18 protein-coding genes are annotated in these 18,206 nt (G+C 66.5%); 6 read left to right on the top strand and 12 right to left on the bottom strand.

Translation table 11 applies throughout. The annotated features are described in order from the left end of the window. Nucleotides 1-23: 23 nt before the first annotated feature. Genes pyrR through BMW28_RS01170 form a run of 3 tightly spaced genes read right to left on the bottom strand, consistent with a single transcriptional unit; the run spans nucleotide 24 to nucleotide 1,599 of the window. Nucleotides 24-542: a bifunctional pyr operon transcriptional regulator/uracil phosphoribosyltransferase PyrR gene (gene pyrR / locus BMW28_RS01180; protein ID WP_091812956.1), complete on the bottom strand. Its 519-nt coding sequence runs from the start codon at nucleotides 540-542 to the stop codon at nucleotides 24-26. Further along, nucleotides 539-1,003: a Holliday junction resolvase RuvX gene (gene ruvX, locus BMW28_RS01175; protein WP_091812954.1), complete on the bottom strand. Its 465-nt coding sequence runs from the start codon at nucleotides 1,001-1,003 to the stop codon at nucleotides 539-541. Before ruvX ends, pyrR begins: the two co-directional genes overlap by 4 nt. Further along, nucleotides 1,003-1,599, bottom strand: coding sequence for a YqgE/AlgH family protein (locus BMW28_RS01170; RefSeq protein WP_091812952.1), 597 nt, complete (start codon nucleotides 1,597-1,599; stop codon nucleotides 1,003-1,005). Before BMW28_RS01170 ends, ruvX begins: the two co-directional genes overlap by 1 nt. Before the next feature lie 77 nt (nucleotides 1,600-1,676). Between BMW28_RS01170 and BMW28_RS01165 the strand changes: the two genes are divergently transcribed. Further along, on the top strand, nucleotides 1,677-3,158 hold the full coding sequence (locus tag BMW28_RS01165) for a cryptochrome/photolyase family protein (protein WP_091812950.1): 1,482 nt from the start codon (nucleotides 1,677-1,679) through the stop codon (nucleotides 3,156-3,158). Between the two features lie 80 nt (nucleotides 3,159-3,238). On the opposite strand, the gene BMW28_RS01160 is transcribed toward BMW28_RS01165, so the two are convergent. Further along, nucleotides 3,239-5,005 (bottom strand): FimL-related protein, encoded by a 1,767-nt coding sequence (locus BMW28_RS01160; protein WP_143280526.1) that lies wholly within the window; start codon nucleotides 5,003-5,005, stop codon nucleotides 3,239-3,241. Between the two features lie 94 nt (nucleotides 5,006-5,099). Beyond that, entirely contained in the window at nucleotides 5,100-5,264 is a 165-nt protein-coding gene (locus BMW28_RS01155; protein WP_091812946.1) for a rubredoxin, read from the bottom strand. A gap of 217 nt (nucleotides 5,265-5,481) precedes the next feature. Here BMW28_RS01155 and hemL point away from each other — a divergent pair, with 217 nt between their 5' ends. The 4 genes from hemL (at nucleotide 5,482) to BMW28_RS01135 (ending at nucleotide 10,427) form a co-directional block, all read left to right on the top strand. Further along, nucleotides 5,482-6,777, top strand: coding sequence for a glutamate-1-semialdehyde 2,1-aminomutase (gene hemL, locus BMW28_RS01150; RefSeq protein WP_091812945.1), 1,296 nt, complete (start codon nucleotides 5,482-5,484; stop codon nucleotides 6,775-6,777). A gap of 50 nt (nucleotides 6,778-6,827) precedes the next feature. After that, nucleotides 6,828-7,820 (top strand): acyltransferase, encoded by a 993-nt coding sequence (locus BMW28_RS01145; RefSeq protein WP_091812943.1) that lies wholly within the window; start codon nucleotides 6,828-6,830, stop codon nucleotides 7,818-7,820. 19 nt (nucleotides 7,821-7,839) lie between these two features. After that, nucleotides 7,840-9,045 carry an MFS transporter gene (locus BMW28_RS01140; protein WP_091812941.1) on the top strand — a complete coding sequence of 402 codons (1,206 nt, stop codon included), beginning with the start codon at nucleotides 7,840-7,842 and terminating at the stop codon, nucleotides 9,043-9,045. A 212-nt stretch (nucleotides 9,046-9,257) separates the two neighbouring features. After that, the gene (locus tag BMW28_RS01135; protein ID WP_234969925.1) at nucleotides 9,258-10,427 is read left to right on the top strand and encodes a c-type cytochrome; all 1,170 of its coding nucleotides are present in this window, start codon (nucleotides 9,258-9,260) and stop codon (nucleotides 10,425-10,427) included. A gap of 33 nt (nucleotides 10,428-10,460) precedes the next feature. Here the strand turns inward: BMW28_RS01135 and BMW28_RS01130 are convergent, their stop codons facing one another. From BMW28_RS01130 to dusB, 6 genes are all read right to left on the bottom strand, one after another. Continuing rightward, complete coding sequence (locus BMW28_RS01130) at nucleotides 10,461-11,099, bottom strand: hypothetical protein (RefSeq protein WP_143280525.1); 639 nt, start codon at nucleotides 11,097-11,099, stop codon at nucleotides 10,461-10,463. 151 nt (nucleotides 11,100-11,250) lie between these two features. Continuing rightward, nucleotides 11,251-13,452, bottom strand: coding sequence for a TonB-dependent copper receptor (locus tag BMW28_RS01125; protein WP_234969923.1), 2,202 nt, complete (start codon nucleotides 13,450-13,452; stop codon nucleotides 11,251-11,253). 196 nt (nucleotides 13,453-13,648) lie between these two features. Continuing rightward, nucleotides 13,649-14,047 (bottom strand): DUF2946 family protein, encoded by a 399-nt coding sequence (locus tag BMW28_RS01120; RefSeq protein ID WP_143280524.1) that lies wholly within the window; start codon nucleotides 14,045-14,047, stop codon nucleotides 13,649-13,651. A gap of 126 nt (nucleotides 14,048-14,173) precedes the next feature. Then, nucleotides 14,174-15,775: a bifunctional phosphoribosylaminoimidazolecarboxamide formyltransferase/IMP cyclohydrolase gene (gene purH / locus BMW28_RS01115; protein ID WP_200785689.1), complete on the bottom strand. Its 1,602-nt coding sequence runs from the start codon at nucleotides 15,773-15,775 to the stop codon at nucleotides 14,174-14,176. A gap of 38 nt (nucleotides 15,776-15,813) precedes the next feature. Continuing rightward, a complete protein-coding gene (locus tag BMW28_RS01110; RefSeq protein WP_091812935.1) occupies nucleotides 15,814-16,065 on the bottom strand; it encodes a helix-turn-helix domain-containing protein in 252 nt (83 codons plus the stop codon). Nucleotides 16,066-16,107: 42 nt separating this feature from the next. Further along, nucleotides 16,108-17,151 carry a tRNA dihydrouridine synthase DusB gene (gene dusB / locus BMW28_RS01105; protein WP_091815293.1) on the bottom strand — a complete coding sequence of 348 codons (1,044 nt, stop codon included), beginning with the start codon at nucleotides 17,149-17,151 and terminating at the stop codon, nucleotides 16,108-16,110. Nucleotides 17,152-17,327: 176 nt separating this feature from the next. Between dusB and BMW28_RS01100 the strand changes: the two genes are divergently transcribed. Beyond that, the gene (locus BMW28_RS01100) at nucleotides 17,328-17,822 is read left to right on the top strand and encodes a YqaA family protein (RefSeq protein WP_091812934.1); all 495 of its coding nucleotides are present in this window, start codon (nucleotides 17,328-17,330) and stop codon (nucleotides 17,820-17,822) included. A 120-nt stretch (nucleotides 17,823-17,942) separates the two neighbouring features. Here the strand turns inward: BMW28_RS01100 and BMW28_RS01095 are convergent, their stop codons facing one another. Next, nucleotides 17,943-18,167 carry a glycine zipper 2TM domain-containing protein gene (locus BMW28_RS01095; RefSeq protein ID WP_234969921.1) on the bottom strand — a complete coding sequence of 75 codons (225 nt, stop codon included), beginning with the start codon at nucleotides 18,165-18,167 and terminating at the stop codon, nucleotides 17,943-17,945. Nucleotides 18,168-18,206 lie beyond the last annotated feature (39 nt).

Below are 18,206 nucleotides of genomic sequence, written 5' to 3'. Positions count from 1 at the left end.
TCCTGGAGACGATACGGAATGCTTTACTTGCTGGGTTTGAGGCGGAAGCTGAAGCTGCCATCCTCGGCGCGTGCCAGCGCCAGCGACTGGCCGGCGGCGAGCTGCAGGCGGGCGGCGGCAATGTCGGCCTCCACCGGCAGCTGGCGGCCACCACGGTCCACCAGCACGGCCAGCTTCACGCTGGCGGGACGGCCATAGTCGAAGATTTCGTTCAGCGCCGCGCGCACGGTACGGCCGGTGTACAGCACGTCGTCCAGCACGATGATGTGGGCACCATCCACCTCGAACGGCATCTGCGTCTGCGCCGTCACGGCCAGGCCACGCTTGGCAAAGTCATCGCGGTGCATGGCGGTGGAGATGGTGCCGACCGGCCCCAGACCCCAGTCCTGCTGCAGGCGCTGCGCCAGCCAGGCACCGCCGGAGGTGATGCCGGCAAACTGCGTCTCGGGGGTGCGGATGCGCTCGATCTGTCTGGCCAGCGTCTGGTACAGGGCTTCGGCATCGAGCATCAGGGCGCCGGTGGCGGGGGTGGAATCGGTCATGGCAGGGTGTTGAAAAACTGTTCAAGAATGATACAGGCGGCTGCCGCGTCGGCATCGGCCGCGCCGCTGGCCAGCGCCTCGGTGGTGCTGTAGCGCTCATCCACCGTGTAGACCGGCAGCTTGAAGCGTTGCGAGAGCTGGCGGCCGAAATTGGTGGCGCGGCGCGTGTTCTCGTGCGCGGCGCCATCAGGGTGATAGGGAATGCCGATCACCAGCGCCTGCGGCTGCCATTCGGCAATCAGGGCGGCCACGGCAGCAAAGCGGGCATCGCCGGTGGCGGCAATGCTCTTGCCCGGCGTGGCGCGCCCAAGCATGCGGTTGCCGGTAGCCACGCCGGTGCGTTTCTTGCCATAGTCCAGCGCCAGAAAGCTCTGGAACGGCTGCGGATCAACCACGGGCGGCTGGCCCGGCACCTGGAACAGATCGTCCACCGCCACGCCTTGCAGGGAAGTCTGCGTCATCACGCCCTCCCCGCTGCGGATGACAACATGCCCGGATGGATGCCGAGCAGCTCCATGGCCTTGTCGTAGCGCTGCGGCACCGGCGTGTCGAACAGCACGGCGTGCGAGGCCGGCACGGTCAGCCAGCTGTTGCGCTTGAGTTCGTCCTCCAGCTGGCCGCCATCCCAGGCGGAGTAGCCCAGCGTGAGCAGCAGGCGCTCCGGGCCGCGCCCTTCGGACAGCTCCTGCAGGATGTCGCGCGAGGTGGTGAGCTGCAGGCCGTCGGCCATGGTCATGGACGAGTCGTAGGCCGAGAGTTTGGATTCGGGGTCTTCCACGCGCGGATGCAGCACGAAGCCGCGCTCCGTCTGCACCGGGCCGCCCCAGAGAATGGAGGTGCCCTGCAGATCCTTGCGCCCCAGCGGCATGGACACCTGCTCGAACAGGTCATCCAGCAGCAGGTCGGCCGGCTTGTTGATGACGAGGCCAAGCGCGCCATGCGCGCCGTGTTCACAGATGTACACCACGCTTTGCGCGAACAGATCATCCTCCATGCCCGGCATGGCGATCAGGAAATGCTGCGCCAAATCCAGCGTTGAGGCAGAATCGGAAGACATGCCGTCATTCTAGAGGCTTCGCGTCGGCCGTGCGTGCCCGGCGCCTGCTTGCGGCCCCTTTCTCCCGCGGATTTTCGATGCACGCTCCCGAACAGTTCGATGCCGGCCTGATGTGGTTCCGCCGCGACCTGCGCTGCCAGGACAACGCGGCGCTGTTCCACGCCCTGCGCGCCTGCCGGCGGGTGTACGGCGTGTTCGTGTTCGATACCGAATTCCTGGATCCGCTGCCCCGGGCCGACCGGCGCGTGGAGTTCATGCATCGCAGCGTGGAGGCGCTGGATGCGGACTTGCGGGCGCTGGCTGGCAATGCGGATGCCGGCCTGATCGTGCTGCACGGCCCGGCGCGCACCCTGCTGCCGGAACTGGCACAGGCCCTGCATGTGCAGGCCGTCTACACCAACCAAGACTACGAGCCCGCCGCCATCACGCGCGACAACCAGGTGCGCGGCGGCCTGGCCAACGTCGGCATCTCGCTGCGCACTGCCAAGGACCATGTGATCTTCGAGCGCGACGAGGTGCTGAGCCTCAGCGGCACGCCCCACACGCGCTTTTCGGCCTACTGCGCGCAATGGCTGGCGCAGCTCACGCCCTTCCATGCGCGTGCCTACGAGGTGGAAACCCATGCGGCCAGGCTGGCCACCCGCCCCGAAGTCTGGCGCACGCCCGTACCCGCGCTGCAGGAGCTGGGCTTCCATGCCACCAATCTGGCACAGTTGGCCCTGCTGCCAGGACGCGCCGGCGCGCTCACGCAGTGGCAGGAGTTTGCCGCGCGCATGGACCAGTACCACCTCACGCGCGACTACCCCGCCGTGCGCGGCCCGAGCTATCTGGGCATACACCTGCGTTTCGGCACCCTCAGCATCCGCGAAGTGGTGCAGCTGGCCTGGGATCGCTACCGCCAAGGCGACCCCGGCGCCACCAAATGGCTGGTAGAACTGGTCTGGCGCGAGTTCTACATCCAGCTGCTGACGCATTTTCCGCATGTGGTGGAGCACGCCTTCCAGAAGGACATGGACCGCCTGCCCTGGGACCACGGCCCGCACGGCCGCAAGCTGTTTGCCGCCTGGTGCGCCGGGCAGACCGGCTTTCCGCTGGTGGACGCCGGCATGCGCCAGCTGCACGCCACCGGCTACATGCACAACCGGCTGCGCATGGTGGCCGCCAGCTTTCTCACGCGCCAGCTGGGCGTGGACTGGCGCTGGGGCGAACGCCACTTTGCCGAACACCTCAACGACTACGAACTGGCCAGCAACAACGGCAACTGGCAATGGGCCGCCGGCACCGGCTGCGACGCCCAGCCTTGGTTCCGCATCTTCAACCCCACGGCGCAAAGCCTGCAGTACGACGCGCAGGGCAAATTCCTGCGGCGTTACCTGCCGGAACTGGCACGGCTGCCGGATGAGGAAATCCACGCGCCGGAGCGCGCTTCGCCGATCGAACTGGAGGCGGCGGGGATTACGCTGGGGGTGGATTATCCGGCGCCGATTGTTGATCTGGGGGAGGCGCGAAGGGCGGCGTTGCAGCGGCATGCGGCGATCCAGCAGGAACGTCGACGCTGAGTCCCCTCAGGCAGCTATCAGCACAACAAGCGCCGGGGTGGCCGAGCACCACTGGGCAGAAGCACGCGAATAGCCGGAAGTCAGCCTGCCAAATGCCCGGCTTGCACCAGCTCTTCCCGGAGGCCAGCCTCCAGCCCCAGCACCGCCTGCTGAAGAGCCTGCAACCGATCCGGCGCACTGGCATCCCGCACCCGCAGCAACGCCCGCTCAGACAGCGCCGCCTGCACCAGGGGCAGCACCGACGCGGCCCCCGCCTCGCGCGAGGCCTGCTGCAAGCCCTGCAGCAGGCGCAAACACTCGCTGCTCGCGCCCGCGTTCTCCGGCCGTGCCTCCCACTGCTTGAGCACCGCTTGCAGTTGTTGCACCTGCTTCAGGCTGTCTTTCAGGTAGGCCTGCCATTCCTCTCCCTGCTTCTGCTCCGGCAGGGCTTCGGCTTCGCCTGTTGCCGCGCCAATTCCCAACGCGGGATCAGGCAAGGGCAGCACCACGCGGTCGCTGTCCGGCTTCTGCGCCAGCGCCGCCAGCTGCTCCAGCAGGCTTGGCGGTACGGGGCGCACAAAGTCCACCGCCACCTGGTGCAGCTCATGCCCCAGCACACCCGCAGCCTGATGCAGCAACTCTGCCTCTTCGCCCCGCGCCATGCGCACCTGCAGCGCCACCAGCGCCCGCTCGATGGCATGGCCCAGCGTGGCCAGTTCGTCCAGCCCCAGCTGCGCGGAGGCACGCGCCAGCTGTGCCGACAGTACCAGCGCCGATTGCGGCACCGGGTGCGCAGGCTGACGCGCCCAGCGGTTCAGCTGCTGCACCAGTTCGCGCGACCAGGCGTCGGCCGATTGCAGATAGGCGTTGTAGAGGTCCTGCGGCCAGCGCAGCTCTCCCAGTGTCTTGACGGATTCTTCCGGCAGCCCCTGCACGGCCTGCGCCAGCAAGGTGCGTACCTCCGTGGTATCCACCCGCACCACCACCGGCGGCTGCGGCAGCACGCCATAGGCATCCGCCAGCGCACGCGCCAGTGGCTGCTCTCCCTCGGGCAACAGCGGCACCCCCTGCGCCAGCAGGAACAGCATGTCCTGCGCCAGCGCCTGCAGTTGTGCCTCATCGGCCGGCTGGCCACGACGGGCACGGGCGTGCTGCGCCACCATGCCGGACACCGCGCGTTGCAGCACATGGTCCCACTCCAGCGCACCCGCCGCTCGCAGCTGCAGCACGGCGGCCAGCAACTGCCAGCAGGTGGTCAGCGACCCATCACCCGCTACCGATGCCTGCGCTCCCGCCACATCGGCCAGAGCCAGCAAAGCCGGAGGCTCCTGCTCGCGGAATACGCGCAAGGCGCTGTCATACAGATCACCCGCCTCCGTCGCAGGCAGCAAGGTGGCCGACACCGGCTTCCACGGAAACGGATGCCAGCGCCACAGATCCGCCGGCTCGCAGCGCCCCATCCGCGCCAGCGCCGCCACCGGCTGGTACACCGGAAACAGCGCCCGCGCATCTTCCGGGCAAGCGCCGCGGGTATGGTCCACATAGCTGCGCAGCGCCACACTGGCCTGCTGGATCAGGCTGGCGTTGTCCATGGTGCGCAATTCCGGCTGCGCGGCCACGCGTGCCACGGCACGCTCCATGGCACGCACCAGTTGGGCCGGTGCCGGTCGTCCGGCCTGTTCCAGCGCCTGCACGGCATGCCCCAGCCGCTCCGCCGCCAGCACCCAGGCATCGGCCTGCTCGGCGCCCTCCCCCAGCCACGAAGGCAGTGCCGACTGCACACCGTCAAACAGGCGCGCCAGCATGCCGCGTTGGGGAGTCTGCCAGTGGGCTGGCGCCTGGGGGGATACCGGGTCGTGCTGCGTCATGGGTGGGTCTTTCGCTCACGCGGACGGATCGGATTGCCGGACTGGGCCGGCGCGGACAGCCCGGGCATGCACGCCCCGGCTGCGAGGAGCAGCCTCAGAGCTGCGCCATCTCGAAGTCTTCCTTGCGCGCGCCGCATTCCGGACAGGTCCAGTTCACGGGCACGTCTTCCCAGCGGGTGCCGGGTGCGATGCCGCTCTCGGGGTCGCCCGCCTCTTCGTCATAGATCCAGCCGCAGATCAGGCACATCCAGGTCTTCATTTCGGGCACAACGCTCTCCGCATATAGGCAAATAAAAACTGATTCTATCCAGTCTGCCCGTGCGGCGGGAGAGATCGCTTGCCCCTGTTCAGAAGCCGGTCAGACTACCCGAATCCTCCCTCCCGCGGTAAACTCGCTGCTTTGCAGCCACGCGGCTGCCCCTGCTCCCTTTTGCCACCGGCTGCCCCTTGCGCGGCGCCCCCGGCCCCAGACCACGATGCAAACCTCCACTCCTGACCAGAACCAGATCCTGTTCGAACGCGCCCAGCGCGTGATTCCCGGTGGCGTCAACTCGCCCGTGCGCGCCTTCCGCGCCGTCGGCGGCACGCCGCGCTTCGTGCAGCGCGCCCAGGGCGCCTATTTCTGGGACGCCAATGACCAGCGCTACATCGACTACATCGGCTCCTGGGGCCCAATGATCCTGGGTCACGGCCACCCCGCCGTGCTCGAGGCGGTGCAGAAGGCCGTGCTGGAAGGCTTCTCCTTCGGCGCCCCCACCGAGCGCGAAATCGAGCTGGCCGAGGAAATCATCAAGATCATGCCCAGCGTGGAAATGGTGCGCCTGGTCTCCTCCGGCACCGAAGCCGGCATGAGCGCCATCCGCCTGGCGCGCGGCGCCACCGGCCGCAACCGCATCATCAAGTTCGAGGGCTGCTACCACGGCCATGCCGACGCCCTGCTGGTGAAGGCCGGCTCGGGCCTGGCCACCTTCGGCGCGGCCACCAGCGCCGGCGTGCCCGAAACCGTGGTGCAGGACACCGTGGTGCTCGAGTACAACAACCTGGCCCAGCTGGAAGAAGCCTTTGCCCTGCACGGCAGCGAACTGGCCTGCGTGATCATGGAGCCGATCGCCGGCAATATGAACTTCGTGCGCCCGACGCCCGCCTTTGCCCAGCGCATCCGTGAGCTGTGCACCCAGCACGGCGCGCTGCTCATCATCGACGAAGTGATGACCGGCTTCCGCGTGGCGCTGCACGGCGCCCAGTCGGTGCTCGGCGTGGAGCCGGACATCACCGTGATGGGCAAGGTGATCGGCGGCGGCATGCCGCTGGCTGCCTTCGGCGGCAAGCGTTCCGTGATGGAGCACATCTCCCCGCTGGGCGGCGTCTACCAGGCCGGCACCCTGTCCGGCAACCCGGTGGCCACCGCGTGCGGCCTGGCCACGCTGCGCGAGATCCAGAAGCCCGGCTTCTACGAGGCGCTGTCCGCCAAGACGCAGCGCCTGATGCAGGGCCTGCAATCTGCTGCCGATGCGGCCGGCCTGCCCTTCTGCACCGACAGCCAGGGCGGCATGTTCGGTTTCTTCCTGATGAACGAACTGCCGCAGAATTACCAGCAGGTGATGAAAACCGACGGTGCCCGCTTCAACAAGCTGTTCCACGGCCTGCTGGATGGTGGCGTCTACATCGCTCCCGCCCTGTACGAAGCCGGTTTTGTCAGCGCCGCTCACACCGACGCCGACATCGACCAGACCATCGCTGTCGCGGCCGAGGTATTCCGCACCCTGGCCTGATGGCCCTGTCGGCCCGGAGCCGGCCTGTTCCTTTCTTTCTGACGTAGTCCATGTCCGCAATCCACACGGTGCTGGCCAGCTTGCTGGTGGCCCTCAATACGCTGGCCGGCGCGCTGCTGATGCTGCCGTTTGCCCTGATCAAGTTCCTGCTGCCGATCAAGGCGGTGCGCGCGCTGTGCGACCACGCGCTCAACAGCATCGCTACCGGCTGGGTCAGCGTCAACGGCGCCTGGATCAATGCCATCAACCGCACGCGCTGGCGCGTGAGCGGGCTGGAAGGCCTCAACACCAAATCCTGGTACCTGGTCATCAGCAACCACCAGAGTTGGGTCGACATTCTGGTGCTGCAGACCATCCTGAACCGCCGCGCGCCCTTCCTCAAGTTCTTCATCAAGCACGAGCTGATCTATGTGCCGGTGATCGGCCTGGTGTGGTGGGCGCTGGACTTCCCCTTCATGAAGCGCGGCGGCGCCGCCACCGTGCAGCAGGATCTGGAAAACGCCCGCAAGGCCTGCGAGAAGTTCCGCCTGATTCCCACCTCGCTGATCAGCTTTGCCGAAGGCACGCGCTTCACGCCCGAAAAGCACACGGCGCAGAAATCGCCCTACAAGCACCTGCTCAAGCCCAAGAGCGGCGGCGTGGGCATGGCGCTGGAAACCATGGGCGACATGTTCACCCAGGTGCTGGATGTGACCATCGCCTACCCCAACGGCGTGCCGACTTTCGGCGACGTGCTGGCCGGCCGCCTGAGCGAGGTGGTGGTGCAGGTGCAGCAGCTGCCTGTGCCGCACAACCTGCGCCCGGCGCCCGACCAGCCCATCTCCCCCATGGGCCTGCAGCGCTGGATCCAGCGCATCTGGAAGGCCAAGGATGCGCAACTGGAGCAGATCCTGAACGGTGGCCAGGCACAAGCTGCCGCACCCGTCTCCAAGCCGGAAACGGCTCCCGAAACTGCCGCTGCAGAACCGGCTGCCGAAACTCCGTCAGGCACTGAGGCCGCAACGACCCCGTCGCCGGCAGCCGCCGCGCAGCGCAGCACCTGACGCCATCCCAGCAGTTCCCATGTCCCAGGCAGTTTCCCCACCGCCCGCATCCCCGGCCGATGCGACTCCGGGCGGGATGCTGCTGCTCACCTTCGGCCTGATCGGCGTTTTCGCCTTCATTCAGGTCTATGCCGTGCAGGCCATCCTGCCGCTGCTGGTGCGCGATTTTCAGGCCAGCGTGGTGCAGGCCGGCTCCACGGTAGGCGCCACCGTGCTGGCCGTGGCGCTCACCGCGCCCTTCACCGGCATGCTGTCGGACGCCATCGGACGCAAGCCCATCATCGTCGGTTCCGTGTTCTTTCTGGCCGTGCCCACGGCGCTGATGTTCTTCGTCACCGACATCCAGTGGATGATCTTGCTGCGCTTTCTGCAGGGGCTGGCCGTGCCCGGCATCACCGTGGTCACCATCGCGTATATCGGCGAAGAGTTTCGCACCCGTGCCATGGCGCGCGCCATGTCGGTGTATGTGGCCGGCACCGTGCTGGGCGGCTTTCTGGGCCGTTTCCTGCTCGGCCACCTGAGCGCCGTCATGGAGTGGCGCAGCGCCTTCCTGCTGATGGCCGTGGCGAATCTGCTGGGCGCGCTGCTGGTGTGGCGCTTCCTGCCGGCCTCGCGGAACTTCATCGCCAACCCGGACATGCGCAGTGGCCTGCAGATGCTCGGCAGGCATCTGCGCAACCGCTCGGTGCTCACGGCCTGCGCCCTCGGGGTGTGCGTGCTGTTCACGCTGGTGGGCGGCTTCACCTACATCAACCTCTACCTGGCGGATGCGCCCTACCACCTCGATACCGGCGCCCTGGGCAACATCTTCGCCGTCTACCTGCTGGGCGTGGTGATCACCCCCGTCGCCGGCCGCCTCCTGCCGCGCTTCGGCTTCCGGCGCACCATCCTGCTGGCGCTGGGCATGTCGCTGATCGGACTCTGGCTCACGCTGCTGCCCGGCGTGCCGCTGATCGTGCTGGCCCTGGCGATCATGTCCAGCGGCATTTTCATCACGCAGTCGGCCACCATCAGCTTCATCGCGCACAAGGTGGAAACAGGCCGCTCACTCGCCTCCGGCCTCTACTACATGGCCTATTACAGCGGCGGCTTTCTGGGTGCCTGGCTGTGCGGGCTGGCCTATGCGCGGGGCCACTGGCATGGCGCCGTTGCGGCCCTCACGGCCGCCCTGCTGGGCGCGCTGCTGATCGGCTATCGCCTGCTGCCGCCCAAGAGCGCTGCCTGATCGCCCCTGTCTGCTCTCCCGCGACGTCCTCGGAACTGCGCGGCAACGCCATCTCCACTGGTCAGACCCCCAACACGTTCCCGCCTGGCCCACGCAATCAGGGCTTGCCCTACCATGACAATGGTTTCGAATGAGATAATTCATGAAAATATAAATCACTCGCGGGCAGGGACAGTGCACGCCGTTTTTCTTTGACCACTTGGAGTAGTAGTATGTCAACCCGCCTGTATCTGGCCCCCACCGTGATGGCCATTGCCGCCATGCTGGCCGCATGTGGACAGTCCCAATCCCCCGCCCCCACCACGCAAGCTGCCAGCGCAGCTGCTGATACGGCTTCTGCCGCTGCGCAGACCGCATCGGCTGCAGCCTCTTCGGCTGATGCTGCTGCATCCAGCGCAGCTGCTGCTGCCCCGGCAGCCAAGGCAGCCAACGGCGAAATGGCCATGAAGCCCGCCGCCGCCTACGATCCGGCCAGCCTGCCTGACGATGCCTACGGCAAGATGGTCAAGTACGGCAAGGAACTGACCGAGCGCACCTACGCCCACATCGGCCCCGAGGTGAAGGATGTGAAGATGCGCTATGCAGGCAACAACCTGTCCTGCACGTCCTGCCACCAGGCATCGGCCACCAAGCCCTTCGCCATGTCCTGGGTCGGTTCGCACTCCACCTTCCCGCAGTACCGTGGCCGTGAAGACACCATCAGCACCATCGAAGAGCGCGTGAACGGCTGCATGGAGCGCAGCATGAACGGCAAGTCGCTGCCCTTCGACAGCAAGGAAATGAAGGCCTTCACCACCTACATCCACTTCCTGTCCAAGGACGTGCCGGTGGGCACCAAGGTCACGGGCCAGGGCCTGATGAAGTACACTCCGCCCAACCGCAAGGTCGATCTGGTGGCTGGCGAAGCCATCTACAAGCAGACCTGCGCAGTCTGCCACGGCCCGGACGGCCAGGGCGTGCGTGGCGCCCCCGCCAAACCGGGTGAGCCGGCCGGCTATACCTTCCCGCCGCTGTGGGGCAAGGACACCTTCAACAACGGCGCCGGCATGAACCGCATGCTGACGGCTTCTGCCTTCATCATGGCCAACATGCCCCAGGGCACCTCGCACGAAAAGCCCCAGCTCACCGAAGAGCAGGCCTTTGACGTGGCCGGCTATGTGCTGAGCAAGCCGCGCCCCATCAAGTCCAACCTGGACAAGGACTTCCCGGCACGCTGGAACAAGCCGGTTGACGCCGCCTTCCCGCCCTACGTGACGGGCGCAACGGCCGAAGACCACCGCTTCGGCCCCTTTCAGCCCCTGCAGGACAAGATGAAGGAACTGAAGGACGAACTGAAGAAAAAGTCCGACGAGGCCAAGGCGCAGAAAGTCGCCGCCAAGTAAGCCGCCAGCGCCACCGGCATGTGGCGTCCGGTTTCACGACAGGCCGAGCATCCGCAAGGATTGCCGCAAAGCCGCAACGAGAATATCGTTGCGGCTTTTTGCTGTCTGCGCTTCGGCCATGGCGACAGCACCCACCGCCGGGCGACCCGGCGGAAACACCAGCACCGCGCGGTACGCCGAACCGCCATGTTGCGCGGCATGCATGACCACCGGCCAGTCCTGCGGAACGGCATCCCCGAGCTGACGCCGTGTGTTGCCATGCTCCCGGAGGCGCTGGCGCCACGCGGGCAAGCCGGATGCAGGCCCGGCAGGGGCCAGGCGCAGCAGGGTTTCGAGCAGGGCTCGCGGCGATGTGCCGGCCTCCTGCGCACTATCCGCTGACACCTCTTCCTCCGTCAGGGTCTTGCGGAAGAAGGAGCGTGCCTGCGCGCTGTCGAGGGCGAAACGGTCCTGTTCGCGGTACGCCACGCTCACGCCGTTGGCAGCGTTGAAGGCGTACACGCCCAGCCGGCCCTCGAGCAGCCTTTCCAGCTGCAGGATGCTTGCGGTATCCAGCCACGAATCCGGGGTGTCCTCCTCTTCCTGCGCTGCACAGCCCTGCAACAGCGCCACCAGCATCGGCGCGCCCGCCACTACCACCAGGAAACTGCGTCTTTCCAACCCCACAGGCATGCTCACCTCCGAACGAAAAAGGGAAGCCCGAAGGCTTCCCCTGCAATGTACGTGGCTACCCGACGTACAGCTGTGACGATCGGTGACGATCGTGGCATACGCACGGCATCGGGACGCCCGGGCGCCCAGGATCATGCGCTGCTGGCCCGCCTCAGTCCAGCGCCACCGTGGTCTTCAGCCACCAGTTGCGGCCGGGCTCATTGATGCGGCCGGTCTGGATGTAGCCGGGAATCATGGTGCCCGAACGCGACAGGTGCTCGGCATAGGTCTTGTCGAACACGTTGTCCACCCCCGCGATGATGCGCACGCGCTTGTTGACCTTGTAGCTGCCGTTGAGCGAGAGCGTGCCGAAGCCCGGCGTGGCCGTTGCCACGTCCTGACCGGCAATATTGCCCTTGCCCGGATCGACGCGATCCTGGCGCGCAGCCACACGCCACAGCGCACCGGCGCTCCAGGTGCCGTTGTTCCAGTTCAGGCCCAGCTTGCCTTCCAGCGGCGGCATCTGTGCCAGCGGCGTGCCGTCGGTGCGGTTCTTGCCGCGCACATAGGCCAGGCTGGCGTCGAGCTTCCACTGCGGCGTGAGCGCGTAGCTGAGTGCCGCTTCCAGGCCATAGCTGCTGGCGTCGATGTTGCGCACCACGGCCGGGTTGCCCACCTTGCCAAAGCGCGCTCCCGTGTTGAAGGCATCGATCAGGATGTAGTCATCGATGCGGTTGTAGAAGGTCGACAGGCTGGTGCTGAGGCGCTCGTTCTTCCAGTTCACGCCCACGTCCACTTGGGTGGTTTTTTCCGGGCGGGTGTTGAAGGCGCTGTTGGTGCTTGTGCTCTGGCGCATGCCACCCACGGTTTCCCAGAAATCGGGGAAGCGCTGCACATGGCCGAGGCCGGCGTAGACCGTGCCGTTGCCCTGGTCGAAGTCACGCTCCCAGCGCAGAAAGCCGCTGGGCAGGGTGTCGTCACGCTTGAGGCCGCGCGTGGCCAGGCTGGGCGTCATGCGCTGGTCGGTGGCTTCCCACCAGTCCACGCGCGCGCCGCCGATCAGGCGCTGCCTGTCGTCCAGGTTGTGGTGCACTTCGCCGAACAGGCCCAGCTGGCGGAACTTGCCATCCTCGATGCGCGGCATGGCCTCGTAGGCGGTGCCGGCCATCACGCCCTTGGACATGCGCAGCGTGTGCTGGTTTTCCTGCGCGTCCACGCCGGCAATCACGCGCGTGGATTCGAGCGGCTGCAGGGTCACGGCAACGCGCGCACCGATGGTTTCTCGGTCCGGGTTGCTCAGGGCGCGCATGGCTGCCGGCGTGGCCGGGCGCATGCTGAAGTTGTCCATCACGTGGTCCACGTAGTTGCGGTAGGCGTTGGCTTCCACCTTGCGCACCAGCGGGGAGATATTGCGCTTCTCGAAGCGCAGGCCGATGTTCTCGCGGTCGAACTTGGTGCCGTCCATCATGCGGTCGGCGTAGGCGGCTTCGCCATCGCTACGGCCGTAGGTCAGCTCGTACAGGGTGTTGGCATCGGGCGTCAGGCCCAGCGCCATGCGGCCGCTCCAGCGCTCGTAGGAGGAGTGCACGGGATTGCCGCTGCCATCCTTGTAGTCGTCCGAGCGGGTATGGGTGCCAGTGCCGCGCACGTAGAAGTCAGGCGTGGCGTAGTTCAGGTCGCCCATCACGTCGCGGCGGCCGAAGCTGCCCACGGTGCCGCTCACGTTGGCCTTCAGGCCCGGCTGCTCCGGGCGCGCTTCGCGGTCGCGCTCGAACAGCACGGTGCCGGCCGAGTTGCCCGGGCCATGCAGAACGGTCTGCGGGCCTTTCAGCACGGTCAGGCGGTCATAGGAATCGGGAAAGACGTAGGCGGTGGGCGGGTCCATGCGGCCGCCGCAACCGCCCAGGATGTGCTCGCCATCGAGCAGCACGTTCAGGCGCGAGCCGGCCATGCCGCGCAGCACCGGATCGCCATCGGTGCCGCCCTTGCGGATGACGGAGAAGCCGGGCACGGTCTTGAGAATGTCGGCACCGTCCTGGGCCGGAATCGGCTGGCGCGCCTTGCGCGGGTCGGTAACGACGGTGAGCGGCTTGCTGGCGCCAGTGCCGGCACCGGTTACCACAACGCGGTAGTCGGCGCCTTCGCTGGAGGCAGATGCGGTGCCGGCGGCGGGGACAGAGCCGGCAGGCATCGACTCCGGGACGGGAGCAACCTGGGCCAACAGCACATCGGGCACAGCGCCCTGGGTGACCGCCGGAGCGGCAGCCACCGCATCGGGAGTGGCCGGCAGGGTATCAGCCGCCATGGCGGGCATGGACAGGATGGCAACGGCAACGGGCGTCAGGGCAAACGAGAAAAAGGTACGGGAATCCATGGGAACAACTTCCTGAAGAACAAGGGGTTCCGGCCGGGGCAGACAGCCTGCCCCTGAACGGAGAGGCTCCGCCAGTGCAGCGCAATCCACGCGCGTGCACACGCCACCAGCCGCGCAACCGTGCGCGCACCGGTACAGCCGTCATCCGGGCAGCACTAGGCCTCCGGAATGCGTCAGCGGAACAATGGGGAGGACTTCAGGAAAGTTGCGGTGGCGCCCGCGCCAGCGGCAGGCCGACAGGCGGGCCACTGGAGGGCCACCATTGGGGGAAGACAGGGGGCGTGAAGGCTGCCTGCGACACCGGTGCCAGCCCGGGAGCGATCTCCGGCAGCAGGGGCAGGAAGGCCGCCGCCGCGCACACCATGCATTGCGACTGCGCCGCCGGCACCGGATCCGACTCGTCGCCCTGCATGTCGGCAGCCACCCAGGCGATGCCCGTGGGCGTGCAGACGGCCAGCAGGTCGCTCTGCCCTGCCATGCGCACCTGATGCTGCGCACTCTGCAGCCCCATGGCCAGCTGCAGCACGGCAGCGAGCACGGCTAGCCACCACGCGGAGCGTGAGCGGCGGAGGGTTTGCAGGCGGGACAGTTTCACAGGAGTGAAATTATAGAAACGAAACGGTACAAGTTGTCACACCATACGAAGCGCCCACGAAAAAGGGAAGCCCGAAAGCTTCCCTTCCTGTCGAGGCCTTGACCGGCCTCAAACCTGCATGGTGCATCAGTGGCGGAAGTGACGCACTCCGCTGAACACCATCACCACGCCACGCTCGTCGGCCGCATCGATCACTTCCTGGTCGCGCATGGAACCGCCCGGCTGGATCACGCAGCTAGCGCCATGGTCGATCACCACGTCCAGGCCGTCACGGAACGGGAAGAAAGCGTCGCTCGCCACGGCCGTGCCCTTGAGGCTCAGGCCGGCATGCTCGGCCTTGATGGAGGCGATGCGGGCGGAGTCCAGGCGGCTCATCTGGCCGGCGCCCACACCCATGGTCATGCCGTCCTTGCAGAAAACGATGGCATTGCTCTTGACAAACTTGGCCACGTTCCAGGCAAACAGCATGTCCTGCAGTTGCTGTTCGGTCGGCTGCAGCTTGGTCACGACCTTCAGGTCGCTCAGCTGCAGCTCGTGGTTGTCAGCCGTCTGCAGCAGCAGGCCGGAACCGATGCGCTTGGCGTCCATGGCATTCTGGCCCTTGTCCCACGGCGTGTTGCCACCCTTGGGCAGCGCGATCTTCATCAGGCGCACATTGGTCTTGGGCTTGAAGATTTCCAGCGCTTCGGGGGTGAAGTCGGGCGCCATCAGCACTTCCACGAACTGCTTGACGATCAGCTCGGCCGCGGCCTTGTCCAGCGTGCGGTTCAGGGCGATGATGCCGCCGAAGGCGCTGGTCGGATCGGTCTGGAAAGCCTTGCTGTAGGCCTCGGCACCGTCCTTGCCCACAGCCACGCCGCAGGGGTTGGCATGCTTGACGATGACGCAGGCCGGCACGTCGAACTGCTTGACGCATTCCCAGGCGGCGTCGGCATCGGCGATGTTGTTGTAGCTCAGTTCCTTGCCCTGCAGCTGCTCGCCGGTGACGATGCTGCCCGGTGCCGGGTACAGGTCGCGGTACAGTGCGGCCTGCTGGTGGCTGTTTTCACCGTAGCGCAGGTCCTGCACCTTGACGAACATGCCATTGCTCTGCGCCGGGAACAGCACACGCTCGGGCGTACCGTCCACCTTGGCTTCGTCAAAACTGATGGCCGACAGGTAGTCGCTGATGGCGCCGTCGTACTGGGCGATGCGGTTGAAGGCAGCCACGGACAGGGCAAATTTGGTCGGCAGGCTGACCTTGCCGTCCTGCTTCAGTTCGGCAATCACCTTTGCGTACTGGCCGGCGTCGGTCAGCACGGCCACATCCTTCCAGTTCTTGGCAGCGGAACGCACCATGGCCGGGCCGCCGATGTCGATGTTCTCGATGGCATCGGCCAACGTGCAGCCTTCCTTGGCCACGGTGGCCTCGAACGGGTACAGGTTCACGCACAGGATGTCGATGGTGGCGATGCCGTGCTCACCCAGCGCCGCCATGTGCTCGGGCAGATCGCGGCGTGCCAGCAGGCCACCGTGGATCTTGGGGTGCAGCGTCTTCACGCGACCATCGAGCATTTCGGGAAAGCCGGTGTGGTCGGCCACCTCGGTCACGGGCAGGCCCTGTTCGGCCAGCAGCTTGGCGGTGCCGCCGGTGGAGAGCAGTTTCACGCCCAGGGCGTTCAGCTCCTTGGCAAGTTCGACGATGCCGGTCTTGTCGGACACGGACAGCAGTGCGGTCAGGGTGGTCATCAGAGGTCCTCTAATTTTCTTGGGAATGTTGAAATCGTTCAGGAGCGCACGCTGGTGGTGAGCATGCCGTGGTCCACCAGCTTCTTGCGCAGGGTGTTGCGGTTCAGGCCCAGCCACTGGGCGGCGCGGCTCTGGTTGTTGCGCGTCTGCTCCATCACCAGTTCGAGCATGGGTTTTTCGACCACACGCAGCAGCATGTCGTACATATTGCTCGGCTCCTGGCCTTGCAGGTCATCCAGATAGAGCTGCAGATTGCTGCGAACGCACTCTTCCAGTTTTTCATGTGCCATGGTATCGGGGGTTTCTTTCTTCTTGATTAAATTTTATGCAGTTTAAGCCGCCTGGCGCCAGTTTTCCACCGGGACGAACGCCGGATTGACAGGGGTCAAAAACTCCTGCTCCGATTCCAGCCGGGCAAACCAGGCATCCACTTCCCGCGCCTGCTGCTCCGCCTGTTCGATGCGGTTGATGGACTGGCGCAAGGCCTCGCCACCGGGCAGCGTGGCCACGTACCAGCCGATGTGCTTGCGCGCACTGCGCACGCCCGACCACTCGCCATACAGGCCGTAGTGCTCGTGCAGGTGCTCCCGCAGCGCCTCGCGCACCTCGGCCACGCGCGGCGGCGGCAATTCGGTCCCGGTTTGCAGGAAATGCGCGATCTCGCGGAAGATCCACGGACGGCCCATGGCGGCGCGGCCAACCATCACCGCATCGGCGCCGGTCTGTGCCAGCACCTGTGCGGCCTTGCGCGGGCTGTCGATGTCGCCATTGGCCACCACCGGTACGCCCACCGCAGCCTTCACCGCCGCGATGGTGTCGTACTCAGCCTCGCCCTTGTAGCCCTGCTCGCGCGTGCGGCCATGCACGGTCAGCAACGCCACGCCGGCCTGTTCGGCGGCGCGGGCAATGCTGACGGCGTTGCGGTGGTCCTGCGCCCAGCCGGTGCGCATCTTGAGCGACACCGGCACGCCATGCGGCGCACAGGCTTCCACCACGCTTTCCACGATCTGCAGCGCGAGTGTCTCGTTCTGCATCAGCGCCGAACCGGCCCACTTGTTGCACACCTTCTTGGCGGGGCAGCCCATGTTGATATCGATGATCTGGGCGCCACGCGCGATGTTGTAGCGCGCGGCCTCGGCCATTTCCTCGGCTTCCACGCCGGCGATCTGGACGGCAATCGGCCCCGGCTCGCCGCTGTGGTCGGCGCGGCGCGAGGTTTTCAGGCTGTTCCAGAGTTCCTTCTTCGACGTCACCATCTCGCTGACCGCATGGCCGGCACCGAAGCGCCGGCACAGCTGGCGGAACGGCCGGTCCGTCACTCCCGCCATGGGGGCGACGAACACGGGGTTCGGCAGGGTGAACTGGGCCAGTTGCATGGTGGAAGCGTCGGGGTGGCCATATCGGGCCATCAGATAGGCAGGCCGCAGAAAACGGCGGAAACGCGTCGCGCCAGCCGGTTGCGCAAACTGGCTGGATCGATCGGGAGTGCGGGAAGGGCGCTATTGTACACCTGCCCATTTTTTATGCAAGATGGCGCCGTATACTGCGCGCCATGGAAGCCTTCTTTGCCTCGCTGCTGCAGGCACTGGCGCTGCCCCAGTACGGGCTGAGCACGGTGTTCGTGGTGGCCTTCATCTCTGCCACGTTGCTGCCGCTGGGCTCGGAGCCGGCCGTGTTCGGGCTGGTGGAGCTGAATCCTTCCCTGTTCTGGCCGGCTATTCTGGTAGCCACGGCCGGCAATACCCTGGGCGGCGCGGTGAGCTGGTGGATGGGTCTGGGCGCGCACAAGGCGGTGGACAAGGCGCGCCATTCCAGCACCGATGTGCGTGCGCTGCGCTGGCTGGAGCGGCTCGGCCCCAAGGCCTGCTTCTTTGCCTGGCTGCCGGTGATCGGCGATCCGATCTGCGCGGTGGCGGGCTGGCTCAAGCTGCCGTTCTGGCCCTGCATGGGCTGGATGGCTGCGGGCAAGTTCCTGCGCTATCTGACGCTGACCTCGCTGCTGCTGTGGGCGGTGCCGGACAGCTGGGTGCACCGCCTGCTGTTCTGACCTGAACGGGCGCACACGGCCCGGCACGAAAAAAGCCCCGCTGCAGCTTCCTGCACCGGGGCTTGTGCTGACGGGAATGGAGGCCGTGCTGAATACACGCCCCCTCTCCGTCTGGCGGACTCAGTTGGTACGGCGACCCACTTCGTGACCGATCACGCCACCCACGGCAGCTCCGCCGAGGGTGTTCAGCGCGCCGCCGTCACCCACTTGCGAGCCGACCGCTGCGCCAGCACCAGCGCCGATCACGGCGCCCTTCTCCGCGCGGGAGAGATTGTCCCAGGTGGAACAGCCGGCAGTCACGGCAGCCATGCTGGCCAGGGAAATCATGGCAATCCATTTACGCATATCAATTCCTTTCCAGAGTTGCCGTCGCGAGGCGATCAC

The organism is Allobrachymonas denitrificans DSM 15123 (assembly GCF_900110225.1).
Classification (GTDB): Bacteria; Pseudomonadota; Gammaproteobacteria; order Burkholderiales; family Burkholderiaceae_C; genus Brachymonas; species Brachymonas denitrificans.
Note: the sequence above shows the minus strand (reverse complement) of the source record. Positions and strands in the feature narration are given on the sequence as shown.